This is a genomic window from Exiguobacterium sp. PvP048 (assembly GCF_040549175.1).
GTDB lineage: Bacteria > Bacillota > Bacilli > Exiguobacteriales > Exiguobacteriaceae > Exiguobacterium_A > Exiguobacterium_A artemiae.
In genome coordinates this window covers 1-12346 of record NZ_JBEPSU010000008.1, presented here as the reverse complement: position 1 = coordinate 12346, position 12346 = coordinate 1, and the positions used below count along the sequence as shown (strand labels likewise).

Annotated in this window: 16 protein-coding genes, 10 tRNA genes and 1 rRNA gene; 24 read left to right on the top strand and 3 right to left on the bottom strand. The window is 47.9% G+C overall.

From position 1 onward, the window contains the following. Positions 1-64 precede the first annotated feature (64 nt). Positions 65-394: a hypothetical protein gene (locus ABIC15_RS12920; RefSeq protein WP_114596592.1), complete on the top strand. Its 330-nt coding sequence runs from the start codon at positions 65-67 to the stop codon at positions 392-394. A gap of 26 nt (positions 395-420) precedes the next feature. Here the strand turns inward: ABIC15_RS12920 and ABIC15_RS12915 are convergent, their stop codons facing one another. Continuing rightward, positions 421-1872: a nicotinate phosphoribosyltransferase gene (locus ABIC15_RS12915; protein ID WP_131503447.1), complete on the bottom strand. Its 1452-nt coding sequence runs from the start codon at positions 1870-1872 to the stop codon at positions 421-423. 16 nt (positions 1873-1888) lie between these two features. Continuing rightward, positions 1889-2422 carry a cysteine hydrolase family protein gene (locus ABIC15_RS12910; RefSeq protein ID WP_131503446.1) on the bottom strand — a complete coding sequence of 178 codons (534 nt, stop codon included), beginning with the start codon at positions 2420-2422 and terminating at the stop codon, positions 1889-1891. Positions 2423-2586: 164 nt separating this feature from the next. Between ABIC15_RS12910 and ABIC15_RS12905 the strand changes: the two genes are divergently transcribed. Genes ABIC15_RS12905 through ABIC15_RS12895 form a run of 3 tightly spaced genes read left to right on the top strand, consistent with a single transcriptional unit; the run spans position 2587 to position 3643 of the window. Beyond that, positions 2587-2862: a 4a-hydroxytetrahydrobiopterin dehydratase gene (locus tag ABIC15_RS12905; protein WP_026827240.1), complete on the top strand. Its 276-nt coding sequence runs from the start codon at positions 2587-2589 to the stop codon at positions 2860-2862. Then, a complete protein-coding gene (locus ABIC15_RS12900; protein WP_131503445.1) occupies positions 2852-3346 on the top strand; it encodes a hypothetical protein in 495 nt (164 codons plus the stop codon). Before ABIC15_RS12905 ends, ABIC15_RS12900 begins: the two co-directional genes overlap by 11 nt. Before the next feature lie 33 nt (positions 3347-3379). Continuing rightward, the gene (locus tag ABIC15_RS12895; RefSeq protein ID WP_354020882.1) at positions 3380-3643 is read left to right on the top strand and encodes a hypothetical protein; all 264 of its coding nucleotides are present in this window, start codon (positions 3380-3382) and stop codon (positions 3641-3643) included. Positions 3644-3706: 63 nt separating this feature from the next. Here ABIC15_RS12895 and ABIC15_RS12890 read toward each other — a convergent pair whose 3' ends face one another. Then, the gene (locus tag ABIC15_RS12890; RefSeq protein ID WP_214766531.1) at positions 3707-4453 is read right to left on the bottom strand and encodes a rhomboid family intramembrane serine protease; all 747 of its coding nucleotides are present in this window, start codon (positions 4451-4453) and stop codon (positions 3707-3709) included. Between the two features lie 68 nt (positions 4454-4521). Between ABIC15_RS12890 and acpS the strand changes: the two genes are divergently transcribed. The 20 genes from acpS to ABIC15_RS12790 form a co-directional block, all read left to right on the top strand. Further along, positions 4522-4908: a holo-ACP synthase gene (gene acpS / locus ABIC15_RS12885; RefSeq protein WP_012371672.1), complete on the top strand. Its 387-nt coding sequence runs from the start codon at positions 4522-4524 to the stop codon at positions 4906-4908. Beyond that, entirely contained in the window at positions 4880-5953 is a 1074-nt protein-coding gene (alr, locus tag ABIC15_RS12880) for an alanine racemase (RefSeq protein WP_214766533.1), read from the top strand. The genes acpS and alr overlap by 29 nt, the downstream gene beginning before the upstream one ends. Before the next feature lie 140 nt (positions 5954-6093). Beyond that, entirely contained in the window at positions 6094-6318 is a 225-nt protein-coding gene (locus ABIC15_RS12875) for a hypothetical protein (RefSeq protein ID WP_012371670.1), read from the top strand. A gap of 3 nt (positions 6319-6321) precedes the next feature. Continuing rightward, positions 6322-6672 (top strand): type II toxin-antitoxin system PemK/MazF family toxin, encoded by a 351-nt coding sequence (locus ABIC15_RS12870; protein ID WP_014971520.1) that lies wholly within the window; start codon positions 6322-6324, stop codon positions 6670-6672. 183 nt (positions 6673-6855) lie between these two features. Continuing rightward, the gene (locus ABIC15_RS12865; protein WP_012371668.1) at positions 6856-7182 is read left to right on the top strand and encodes an STAS domain-containing protein; all 327 of its coding nucleotides are present in this window, start codon (positions 6856-6858) and stop codon (positions 7180-7182) included. Further along, positions 7179-7661 carry an anti-sigma B factor RsbW gene (gene rsbW, locus ABIC15_RS12860; protein WP_012371667.1) on the top strand — a complete coding sequence of 161 codons (483 nt, stop codon included), beginning with the start codon at positions 7179-7181 and terminating at the stop codon, positions 7659-7661. The genes ABIC15_RS12865 and rsbW overlap by 4 nt, the downstream gene beginning before the upstream one ends. Next, positions 7627-8424, top strand: a complete 798-nt coding sequence (sigB, locus tag ABIC15_RS12855; RefSeq protein ID WP_012371666.1) for an RNA polymerase sigma factor SigB — start codon at positions 7627-7629, stop codon at positions 8422-8424. Before rsbW ends, sigB begins: the two co-directional genes overlap by 35 nt. A gap of 68 nt (positions 8425-8492) precedes the next feature. Beyond that, the gene (locus tag ABIC15_RS12850) at positions 8493-10613 is read left to right on the top strand and encodes a Tex family protein (RefSeq protein WP_354020881.1); all 2121 of its coding nucleotides are present in this window, start codon (positions 8493-8495) and stop codon (positions 10611-10613) included. Then, on the top strand, positions 10610-11050 hold the full coding sequence (locus ABIC15_RS12845; RefSeq protein WP_354020880.1) for a SprT family protein: 441 nt from the start codon (positions 10610-10612) through the stop codon (positions 11048-11050). Before ABIC15_RS12850 ends, ABIC15_RS12845 begins: the two co-directional genes overlap by 4 nt. Positions 11051-11199: 149 nt before the next feature. Further along, a tRNA-Asn gene (locus ABIC15_RS12840) sits at positions 11200-11274 on the top strand. 8 nt (positions 11275-11282) lie between these two features. Continuing rightward, positions 11283-11374, top strand: a tRNA-Ser gene (locus tag ABIC15_RS12835). Positions 11375-11422: 48 nt separating this feature from the next. Next, a tRNA-Glu gene (locus tag ABIC15_RS12830) sits at positions 11423-11497 on the top strand. Between the two features lie 4 nt (positions 11498-11501). After that, positions 11502-11577 (top strand) — tRNA-Val (locus tag ABIC15_RS12825). A 34-nt stretch (positions 11578-11611) separates the two neighbouring features. Then, positions 11612-11687, top strand: a tRNA-Asp gene (locus ABIC15_RS12820). A 4-nt stretch (positions 11688-11691) separates the two neighbouring features. Continuing rightward, a tRNA-Gln gene (locus tag ABIC15_RS12815) sits at positions 11692-11763 on the top strand. 6 nt (positions 11764-11769) lie between these two features. Then, a tRNA-Lys gene (locus ABIC15_RS12810) sits at positions 11770-11845 on the top strand. A 30-nt stretch (positions 11846-11875) separates the two neighbouring features. Continuing rightward, positions 11876-11961 (top strand) — tRNA-Leu (locus ABIC15_RS12805). A 4-nt stretch (positions 11962-11965) separates the two neighbouring features. Further along, positions 11966-12042, top strand: a tRNA-Arg gene (locus tag ABIC15_RS12800). Between the two features lie 19 nt (positions 12043-12061). Continuing rightward, positions 12062-12138, top strand: a tRNA-Ile gene (locus tag ABIC15_RS12795). 133 nt (positions 12139-12271) lie between these two features. Further along, positions 12272-12346 (top strand): 16S ribosomal RNA (locus ABIC15_RS12790); the annotation flags it as partial.

The window sequence follows — 12346 nt, the reverse complement described above, 5'->3', positions numbered from 1 at the left end:
GAGGATTTTTTAGTGAACTATGTTTAAATGGAAGTAGAAATTAGAAACAGGAGGACCGTTCATTATGCCGCAAGCACTGATAGGAGTATTAGGAATCATTGGCATCATCTTACTTGCCCATTACATCATCTCGTATTGGCATGCTGAACCAACAGACCGTCCGACACTTGCTTATCGTATAGCGCTCCTGATTGCCTGTTTGCTTCTCATCAGTGGAAGCGACCACTTAATCAGTATTTTTTATGCGGATTCCTTGGCAGAGTTCGGTCAACGGATTACGTATATCGTCTTCATCGGAGGTGCGCTTGGTTTCGCTTGGTACTTTCGTCAACAAATGGAACAAGCGGCAATCCAAATGACAGTTACACCAAATGAAACAGCCCACTTCAGCTGAAGTAGGCTGTTTTTATGTTCAGGTATTTATTTGAGACCGCTCGCGGTCCGTGTGTCGCGAATCATATCCAGTTTCAGTTTCCAGAGACGGTCGCTGAAGGTGATGGCGTAGACTTCCGGCAGACGGAGGCGTTTGTATTCTTCCCATAGACGACCGATCTGCTGTTCATGGAAATGGCGGCTTTCTTCGATGGTCGGGACCGTGTATACCAGTTCTCCGTCAACGAAAATCGGCGTCAGCAAACGTTCGACGTTAAAGTTCTCGATCCGGTTGCGGAATGACGGATCACGGACGTCGATTAAGTCGATTGCCTCCAGATCAGTCGGATCTTCATCCAGTAACGTCACGTAATCACCTTTGAATTTATTCGTGACGCGGTCGACAATCCGGTACACTTCTTTGATGTGTGGTGTCGTCGTCTTCGCTTTTGAGGACGAGACTTTGATGACCGGAATGAGTTCGCCGTCGACTTCACGTGCGACCAGCTTATAGACCATACCGAGTGCAGGTTGTTCGTATGCTGTGATACCGCGTGTTCCGACGAGGAACGTATTCGCCTGTGCCCCTTGAATCCGTAAATCCTGGATGACGTATTCATCGAGATCACCGGATAAGACGATGTCGACATCCGGGAAGCCGGCTTCATCGAGCATTGTCCGTGCCCGTTTCGATAAGTAGGATAAATCGCCGGAATCAATCCGGATACCGCGCAATTTATGTCCTTTTGCTTCGAGTTCCTTTGCGACGATGATCGCGTTCGGCAAACCGCTTTTCAGCGTGTCGTACGTATCGACGAGTAATGTCGCTTGATCCGGATAGTAGGCAGCAAACGTCCGGAACGCCGTTAATTCATCATCATGGAATTGAATATCGGCATGCTCCATCGTTCCGCCGCACGGAATACCGAAGTCTCGTCCGGCAGAAGCAAGGCTCGTGACATCAAAACCGGCTAAGTACGACGCGCGGGTTCCGAAGTAAGCAGCATCGATGCCTTGGGCACGACGCGCACCGGCTTCGAGGAATTTTGCACCGGGTGCCGATTGACGGATCCGCGCATATTTCGTAGCGATCAGGGATTCGTGGTTAGCGATATTCAAAATCGCCGTCTGCAATAATTTTGCTTCGAAAATCCTGGCTTCGATCCGGACAAGTGGTTCGTTCGGGAAAACGATTTCGCCTTCTTTGACGCTTGAGATGGAACCGGAGAATTTAAAGTTGCGCAATTCCTCTTTGAACTCGTCCGGGAAACCGATCATTTTTTGGAGATACGTAATGTCCTCTTCTGTAAAACGGAGGGTCTGAACATATTCGATGATATTTTCGAGCCCGGCGAAGACGACATAACCCCCTTCGAACGGGTTTGACCGATAGTAGACGTCAAAGACAGCGCGTTCATTATGACGTCCTTCCTGCCAATAAATATACATCCACCGTGGCAGATAAAGATCAGTATGAAGTGCAAGATTACGTTGTAACATGAAGACAGATCCCTTCTTATTCGCCGACGACATCTGCGCCGATCGATTGTTTGAAATGCGTAAGTGCCCAGTCATGGCCGGCCGCGTTAAAACTTGCGACGGCGTCGGCATGGACGACGATTTTATATCCCAGATTGTAGGCATCGACCGCTGTGTGCAGGACGCAGATATCCGTACAGACACCGACGAGATGAACTTCGTGAATCGAACGTTCCCGTAACCGTAAATCAAGATCCGTTCCGGCAAAAGCACTGTACCGTGTTTTATCGATGACATGATCTGCGACACGTGCCATCTCAGCTACTTGTCCGAAAAGATCTCTGCCATGAGTACCACGGATGTTGTGGGGTGGGAAGAGGACGGTTTCCGGATGGAAGGTGTCTCCTTCTTCGTGAATATCGTTTGCGATGACGACATAATCCTCTGATGAGAACTCATCCATCAGTGAAGCGATGCGTCCTTCAATGGCCTGTCCTGGTTTTCCGCACGTCAACTTTCCTTCATCGGCTACAAAATCAACCGTATAATCAATCACGATAAGCGCACGCATGAGCGTCTGCCCCTTTCTTTTTTGGGAGATAGTGTTCTCCTTCACATTGTACTCTATCTGTGCCAGAAGACAAAAGGAAGAAATCCATCGGCGAGAGGTATAAGAAACCGGAAAAGTAGGGTATAAGGTATAGGACGAAAATAATGGTGGAGGAGGAAAATGGCATGAAAAGGTTGAATGAGTATGAAGTGGAAGAACGTCTGGAAGGACTGGCGGAATGGCGTGTCGTCGATGACGAAATCGTCCGTGTCTATACATTGGATTCATTCCCGGCAGCACTTGATTTTGTACAGGAGGTTGGTTCGATAGCGGAACATCTCAACCATCATCCGAGAATCATCATTGACTATAAGAACGTTACGCTTGCTGCGACGACCCACGATTCAGGCGGTCTGACTAGCAAAGACTTCGAACTCGCGGAGGCCTGTGATGCCATCTAAACTTTCCATAACATTCGGTAGCGGCAGTTTTGTTGATCAAATTCGATCGCGTGATCCTCAGATTCGAGCAGCAAGTGGAAGCGGTGAGGCTCTTTTGTTTATTGAAACAGAAGGGAAGTCCCCGTTTCAAAGCGGCAACACATATACATTACTCGAAACACGCGGTAATTTTGATGAACAAGGCAGTTTATTTTATTGGTCGATTCCGGCAGATCAAAACAGCGGCGATTTATTTGTCCATCATGTCATGTCGGATCCAAAAGTACTGGGTGCGGAATACGACAGTTTCAAAGCCGTTCGGATCGCCCGCGTCGAGCGCGGAACAGATTTGGTCCTGTTGATTCAGTTCAACAATGACACGGATGCTTCGCGTTATGCGAAATCAGTTGAACGACTGACCGTCGACCAGTATGCTGAAGAGGCAGGGAAGTCTTTTTCGCCTTCTCCGGTCATGAAACGGTATCAGCTTTTACCACCACTTTAAGAAACAGTTAAATTAGTCTAGGGGGAAAAACAGATGAAAAAGAATTACTTTTTAGTAGCAACACTTGGCGGAGCACTCGTAGGTGCCACATTATCCATGCTTCATAAAGATACACGTCAATCGCAACTGGCTACGTTCAAACGCACATTTGGCGGAGCAGGGACACAAATTTCAGCCGTCAAACAGGATCCGAAAGGCCGTTTTGAAGAACTTCGTGCCTTATATACAGATAACCAGGAAACGATCCATAACTTGATCGATGATATTAAAGATCTTGCGGAATCATTACGTAAATAAGCCATCATAAAAAGGAGCCCGTCTGAATTTTTAAGTTCAGCGGGCTCCTTTTTGGATTGTGTTTCAAATGAACCGGGCCAGCAGGCCAAACACGGCGAAGGCGACGATGACATAAAAGATGATCCGTCCGAGTTGTCCGGAACCGCTCGTATGGATGATGCGACCACCTGATGCAGGACGTCTTCCGGTATTGAACGGACGTGTAAACGGCACTGTTCCTTTTCCGAAGATGAAGCCGGCAAGGAACCCGAGCACGAAACCGTATAAGTGACCAAAGACAGAGACGTTCGAACCGAGTAAGGTGAAGATGGCTGTGATGGCACTGAAGATATACACGAGACGCGCGTCATCAGCTGAAATGACAGTCCGTTTAAAACGACCGAGATAGACGTAAAAACCAAGCAGTCCTAAAATTGCGCCCGAAGCCCCGGCTTGACCGTAAAACGGTTCATTGATTTTCGTAAAATACGTCAAGACGTTGGCGAGCGTTCCGACTAAAAGATAGAAGGAAGCAAACTTCGCGTGACCGATCATCCGCTCCAAGGCAGGTGCGAAAATGATTAGGGCAAACGTGTTGAAGGCGATATGCCAAAAATCATAATGCAGGAATGTCGCGGTTACGACACGCCACCATTCCCCGTTCCCGATGAACAAGTTGATGGCTGCCCCGTAATTGAGCGGCGAAAAGCCAAAGTTGAAAAAGGCGTTTAACTGTTCGATGACAAACAGGGCAACTTGGATTAAAATGAACAACGAAACGACCGGATAAGAACGTGTGAACGTTTGTAAGTTTTCCGTTCGACTAAACATGACAACACCTCGCTTCATCTTCATTCTATATGAAGATGGCGAAGAATAGAACTGTGGAGGCGTCAGGAATGATTTTCGGAATAGGACTCGATCTCGTAGAACTGGAACAAATCCGACAGACGCTCGAGCGTCAGCCGCGAATCGTTAAACGGGTGTTAACGGCAGAAGAACAGAATCGTTTTTACACCTTGTCTGATAAGCGGCAACTTGAGTATCTCGCAGGAAGGTTCGCGGCAAAGGAAGCGTTTGTCAAAGCATTCGGGACCGGCATCGGTGCCGACGTATCCTGGCTTGATCTCGAAGTGTTGAACGAAGCATCGGGACGACCGGTCATGACCGGTCCGTTTGAAGGGACGATTCACCTTTCCATTACCCATTCCGACCATTATGCGGCTGCACAAGTCTTATTAGAAAAGAGGAGTTCAGATGTATCGACCAACTTGGATAGAAATTGACCGCGAAGCCATCGCGCACAATGTACGGGAAATCAAGGCCCGAATCGGTCATCAAACGATGATGGCCGTCGTGAAGGCGGACGGATACGGACATGGTGCCGTGACGGTCGCGGAAATCGCGTTGGCGAACGGGGCGGATTTACTGGCTGTCGCCCTGCTAGAAGAAGCAATCGAATTACGGGAAGCCGGGATTCAGGCACCGATTTTAATGCTCGAAACGCTTTTGCCGGAACATGCACCGATCGCCTCGAACTATGACGTCGCCGTGCCTGTTTTTTCAGCCGGCTGGTTGCGGGAAGCAAAACAGCATTTAACGGATGTCGATCATTTACGGCTCCACATCAAGGTCGACAGCGGGATGGGCCGTCTTGGACTGCAGACACCGGAAGAGTTGGACGCCGTCTTACAAGAGTTGGATTCGGATGTCATGGAACTCGAAGGGATCTATACGCATTTTGCGACAGCCGACGAATTGAACAGCCGGTTGTTTGACGAGCAACAGACCGTTTTCCTGCGTTTCGTCGAACGCGTGCCGAATATTCGATACATCCATGCGGCCAACTCAGCGGGCGCCATCCGTTTGATCGGTCAGGATCCTTTTAATGTTGTCCGGATCGGGATTGCCTTATACGGGGCGATGCCGTCAGACGAAATGATTCCATATTACGAATTCTTACGACCGGCGTTCACGCTGAAGAGTCGTCTGATGCAGGTCAAGCAGGTTGAACCCGGTCAAACGATCAGTTACGGTGCGACCTACACGGCGCCGACAGATGAGTGGATCGGAACGGTGCCGATCGGATACGCGGACGGCTGGTCCCGCAAGTTCCAGGGGTATTCATTACTTGTCGACGGTTATCCGTGCGAAATCGTCGGTCGGGTCTGTATGGACCGGTTGATGATCCGCTTGCCGCGCAATTACCCGGTTGGAACAGAAGTCACGTTGATTGGACAAGGTGTCCCGATTGATGAAGCAGCGCACTGGCTGGGGACGATCAACTATGAGGTATTGTGTCAGTTCTCGAAACGGGTCCCGCGCATCTAGTTTTTTAAAAGACATCAATATGATGGTAAAAAAATGTTATTTGTTTGAATTTTGATTGTATTTTCTGAATTTGACTGATATATTGAAGTAGAAAGTGAGTCGTTCGTTAAGGTTTCAGTGAATCTGGAGGTGCCATTATCTTGGTCCAACAACGGGAAAAGCAATTTGTTGAGCGAAATGTAGCGAAGGAGACGATTGGGATGAAGTCGAACCATACGACCGAAGAACGCAAGCGTCAGCTACGTGAGGAATTGAAACGTGGTTACGAAGAAATGGCAGCGATCAATTTATCCATCGTTGGCGAAATGTTCCAGATTGAAACGGAGGCGGAGTTCTCGCTCCTACGTCAAGTAAGCGGGGTGTAAGCTTTGATAGTCAAACGTGGCGACGTGTTTTATGCAAATTTGTCACCTGTGGTCGGATCGGAACAAGGAGGCGTTCGTCCTGTCCTTGTCCTACAAAATGATATTGGTAACCGATTCAGCCCAACTGTAATCGTGGCTGCGATCACGGCACAGATCGACAAAGCCAAACTACCGACCCATGTGGAAGTATATCGAGAGCGACACGGATTAGAACGTGATTCGGTCATCCTACTTGAGCAGGTCCGTACAATCGATAAACGCCGTCTGACGGATAAAGTCACGCATCTAGATCCGGACACGATGATGAAAGTAAATAGTGCCGTCGCGATCAGCTTAGGGTTGATTGATTTTTAGGCACTTACATAGATCAGAGAGAAGAGTCGATACATCTGTATGCGACTTTTTTTGAACACTTTTTTAAAAAGTGGTTTAAGAATTAGCAAATCCGGGAATTATTTCAGAGTGAACTTTTTTTATTATGAGATAATAGAGATAGAAAAAACACATAGCAGATTTTCCTTGAGGAGGAACTTGAAGATGGATTTAACAATTAAAACAGAACAATTAGATGGTCAGACGCATCTCTATATCGCAGGAGAGATTGATACGTATACAGCACCAAAACTTCGCCAGGAACTTGTACCGGCAGTCGAAACAAATGACGTTGTCGTGCACCTGGATGAAATTCACTATATGGATTCAACAGGCCTTGGTGTATTTGTCGGGGCGCTTAAAGCATCAAAGAAAAACGGCACATCATTTACACTTGTCGGCGTTTCTGAACGCATCCGCCGTTTGTTTGAAATCACAGGTCTTTCAAGCATCATTACAATCGATAGTGGTGTACGAGGTGGGACACAATGAAGAACGAACAACTTGAAATGACACTTCCGGCAAAACCGGAATATGTTGCAATTGCTCGATTGACAGTTTCGGGTGTCGCGAATCGGATGGGTTACACGTACGACGATATCGAAGACATCAAAATTGCGGTCTCTGAAGCATGTGCGAATGCAGTTCAACATGCATATGAAGGAGAACAGGACGGATCAATGGCTTTAACGTGTAACGTCTATCCGGACGATCGTCTTGAAATCATTGTCAAAGACAATGGTGTGACTTTCGATAAAGACAGCGTGAAGCGTCAAAGTGAACCAATTACGGAATCTCATGATTTAGACTCTCTGCACGAGGGGGGACTAGGGATCTTAATGATCGAAGCACTCATGGATCAAGTCACGATCGAGAAAGCAAACGGCGTCACTGTCCATATGACAAAATATATGAATAGAGATGAGGTGGGTCAAAGTGCCAGCAAAGTCTCAACAACGCCATCACAGTGATGATGAAGTCCTTCGTCTAATTGACCTGTATCAACAAGATGATCAAGATGAAGAAGTTCATGCTGCTTTACTTGCTCGGTATTCCGACCTCGTTGAGGCGCTTGCCCGTAAGTTCTCACGTGGACGTCCGATTCATGATGACCTCGTTCAAGTCGGGATGATTGGTTTGCTTGCCGCTCTTCGTCGTTTTGATAAAGAATTTGGCCGGAGTTTTGAATCCTTTGCCGTTCCGACCATCATCGGTGAAATCAAACGTTTCATCCGTGATAAGACATGGAGCGTTCACGTCCCGCGTCGAATCAAGGAACTCGGACCGAAAATCAAGAAAGCCGTCGAAGAACTGACGACAGAACTGCAACGTTCACCGCGTATCGATGAAATTGCCGCTCGGTTGGAAGTATCGGAAGAGGAAGTTCTTGAAACCCTTGAGATGGGTAAAAGTTATCAGGCTTTATCTGTTGATAGTTCAATTGAAGCCGATCAGGAAGGCAGTACGGTCACACTACTGGATCTCGTTGGTAACCAGGAAAACGGATATGATTCAGTGGATCAAAAGCTGATTCTTGAAAAAGCATTTGCTGTTTTGACTGACCGCGAACGTTCGATTTTAGAATGTGCGTACTATCGGAACATGAGTCAAAAGGAAACAGGAGAACTTCTTGGTATTTCGCAAATGCATGTGTCGCGTCTTCAGCGCCGTGCGTTGCAAAAATTACGAGAAGCAATCAAAGTAGAACCGAACGAAGTATTTTCAAAAGACTGATGCGGAAGCATCGGTCTTTTTTTTGTGTCCTGTTGATTCTTCGGTATAATGAAACAGAGGTGAGGAAAATGGAGAAGAGAATCGCAACAGAATTGAACATCAGACCGGCGCAAGTCAAGGCTGTCTTACAATTGACGGAAGACGGGGGAACGATTCCGTTCATCGCGAGATACCGTAAAGAGCAAACCGGCGAACTCGATGAGGTCGAAATCAAAGCGATCCTCGACCGCCATAAAAGCATCACACAACTGGAATCAAAACGAGAAGATGTTTTGCGGAAAATCGAAGAACAAGGTGTCTTGACGCCTGACTTGAAACAAAGCTTGAATGAAGCAACGACGTTACAGCAAATCGAAGACCTGTACTTACCGTTTCGTCCTAAACGGAGAACAAAAGCCGAGATTGCCCGAGAAGCAGGATTGACACCATTCGCCAACTTTTTGCGGTCACCGAAATCATACGATGAACAACAATTTCATCAGTATGTCGCGGCACATGGCGAAGGAGAAGCGGTAGCCGGAGCACAAGCCATCATTGCCGAAGAGTGGGGCGAACAGGCGAGTGTCCGCGAACATATTCGAAAGACGGCTTACCGGTTTGCGGATATCGTCACGAAACTAAAAAAAGACGCAGTCGATGAAAAACGTGTCTTTGCCCAGTATTACGAGTACAGTGAACGGATCCGTCAAATCGTGCCACACCGGATTTTGGCGATCAATCGTGCTGAGGCATTAAAAATCGTTTCCGTCAAAATCGTTCTGGAAGAGCAACACGTTTTACCGTACTTGTTACGGCCGTTTAGCCGATTGCCGGAGCAAAAACGCAAGTTGGTCGAGGAAGCTGTTCAAACGGGATATAAAAAATCGGTTTTCCCGGCAATTGAACGGGAACTTCGGAACGAGTTGACCGACAAAGCGGAAAATCAGGCGATTGAAGTGTTCGGAAAAAACTTGCGGCAACTCTACATGCAACCGCCGATAAAAGGGAAAGTCATGCTGGGTCTTGATCCTGCCTACCGGACGGGATGTAAGTGGGCCGTGATTGATCCGACGGGGGAAATGAAGGAAGTCGGCGTCGTGTATCTGACGATGTCGGAACAAAAAGCGCAAGAAGCACGTCAAGTCTTAACGAAACTGGTAAAACGGTACGGAATTGAATTGATTGCGATTGGAAACGGGACGGCTTCCCGTGAGACGGAATCCTTTGTCGCAGACTGGATCAAAGAGTATGATCAAATTGCCTTTACGATTGTGGATGAGGCAGGAGCAAGTATCTATTCGGCGTCGGAAATTGCCCGCACTGAGTTTCCGGACTTACAAGTCGAACAACGGTCCGCCATCTCAATCGCCCGGCGTCTGCAGGATCCGTTGGCGGAACTTGTCAAAGTGGATCCGCAATCCGTTGGGGTCGGACAGTACCAACATGATGTCACACAGGCGAAGTTAAAAGAGACGCTCGATTTCGTCGTCGAGACGGTTGTAAACCAGGTCGGTGTCGACGTCAACACAGCTTCGGAATCATTACTCGGTTACGTCGCCGGGATTACGAAAGCAACGGCTAAAAAGATTGTGGAACGTCGCTCGGAACTCGGGGCCTTTGAATCCCGGAAAGAATTGTTGAAAGTTCCGCGTTTAGGAGCAAAAGCATATGAACAGGCGGCCGGTTTCTTACGCATTCCGGAAGGCAGTCATCCGCTTGACCGGACACCGATTCACCCGGAACAATATAAAACCGTGGAATCCTTGTTTAAGCAACTGGATTTGCCGTTGCAGAGCGTTGGAACGGACAGTTTACGGACTCGACTCGGAGAGTTATCCGTACCGGACACTGCTCGATTGCTCGAAGTCGGTGAACCGACACTACGGGATATCATTGAAGCATTACAACGCCCGGAACGTGATCCGCGGGAAGCACTCGATAAGCCGTTGCTGCGCCAGGATGTGTTATCCCTTGATATGATCCAAGTCGGGATGGAATTCCAGGGGACGGTCCGAAATGTGCTCGATTTCGGTGCCTTCGTGGATATCGGTGTGAAAGAAAGCGGTCTTGTTCATATTTCAAAACTCAGTAAAAAACGGGTCAAACATCCGCTTGATGTTATTGCCGTCGGCGATATCGTGACCGTTTGGGTGACAAGTGTCGAGCCGGAGCGCGGACGGATCGGTCTGACAATGGTCAGTCCGTCATGACGAACGAAGAGTTGCAGCAATACGTCGAGCAACTCTCGCTCGACGTGTTTGCTTTACCGTTTAGACATGTTGCACTCTTTAACGAACGCTTACGGACGACAGGGGGTCGTTATTTTCTGACCGATCATCATCTGGATTTCAATCGGAGTCATTTGGGAGACCTTAATACCTTCCGTGGAATCGTCATTCATGAACTGTGCCACTATCATTTACATCTGCGTGGAATGGGGCACCGGCATCAAGATCAGGATTTTAAAGAGTGGTTGCAACGATACGGAGGGCTGCGTTACAGTCCGCGTCTAGAAGAAGCAAAAAAAAAGAATCACCTTTACGAGTGTGAGAAATGTGGGACATTATATAGAAGGAAAAGAAAGATGAATCCGGAGCGGTACCGTTGCGGAAGATGTCGTGGAAAGATTTTTTACAAAAGTAGTTGACGTTCATTTCGGAGCATGATAAATTATAGAAGTCGTCAAAACGACAGCAACTAAACAACTTCTCGTCACTAAAAACTTTTTTAAAAAAGCATTGACGAAGAGAAATAAAGTTGCTAATATAGAAAAGTGTTCTGAAACGAACGTCACGTTCCGCAATAGCTCAGTGGTAGAGCAACCGGCTGTTAACCGGTAGGTCGTAGGTTCAAATCCTACTTGCGGAGCCATTATCTTTGGAGATGTACCCAAGTGGCTATAAGGGGCGCCCCTGCTAAGGGTGTAGGCCGGGAAACTGGTGCGAGGGTTCGAATCCCTCCATCTCCGCCAGACCTCTTATGTGAATTTGTTACTTGAGAATAATTATTGTTTTAAAATGGCCCGTTGGTCAAGCGGTTAAGACACCGCCCTTTCACGGCGGTATCACGGGTTCGATTCCCGTACGGGTCACCATTTTGGAGGATTAGCTCAGCTGGGAGAGCATCTGCCTTACAAGCAGAGGGTCGGCGGTTCGATCCCGTCATCCTCCACCATTTTTAATTTCATACTTAAGTTTCGCAAAAATGTGGTCCTGTGGTGTAGCGGTTAACATGCCTGCCTGTCACGCAGGAGATCGCGGGTTCGAATCCCGTCAGGACCGCCATTTTTGGGCTGTGGCCAAGTGGTAAGGCACTGGATTTTGATTCCAGCATGCGAAGGTTCGATCCCTTCCAGCCCAGTTTTTCGTGTCATTAGCTCAGTTGGTAGAGCATCTGACTTTTAATCAGAGGGTCGCAGGTTCGAATCCTGCATGACACACCATTTTATTTTTTGATTCCTAATTTTATATTTGCGGTCGTGGCGGAATGGTAGACGCGCTAGGTTGAGGGCCTAGTGGTGGCAACACTGTGGAGGTTCAAGTCCTCTCGACCGCACCATATCGCACCCTTAGCTCAGCTGGATAGAGTACTTGACTACGAATCAAGGGGTCGGGAGTTCGAATCTCTCAGGGTGCACCATATTTTGTTTGCTTTTGACGGGCCTATAGCTCAGCTGGTTAGAGCGCACGCCTGATAAGCGTGAGGTCGGTGGTTCGAGTCCACTTAGGCCCACCATTTTCAAAACAAACGATGACGAACTTTGAAAACTGAACGATGAGGCAAAAAACGTATCTTCGGATACAAACAATGAATGAAGCGCAAGCTTCGTCAACGTGACTCCGGTCACAACAACGAGCAAGTCAAACACTTTATGGAGAGTTTGATCCTGGCTCAGGACGAACGCTGGCGGCGTGCCTAATACATGCAAGTCGAGCGCAGGAAG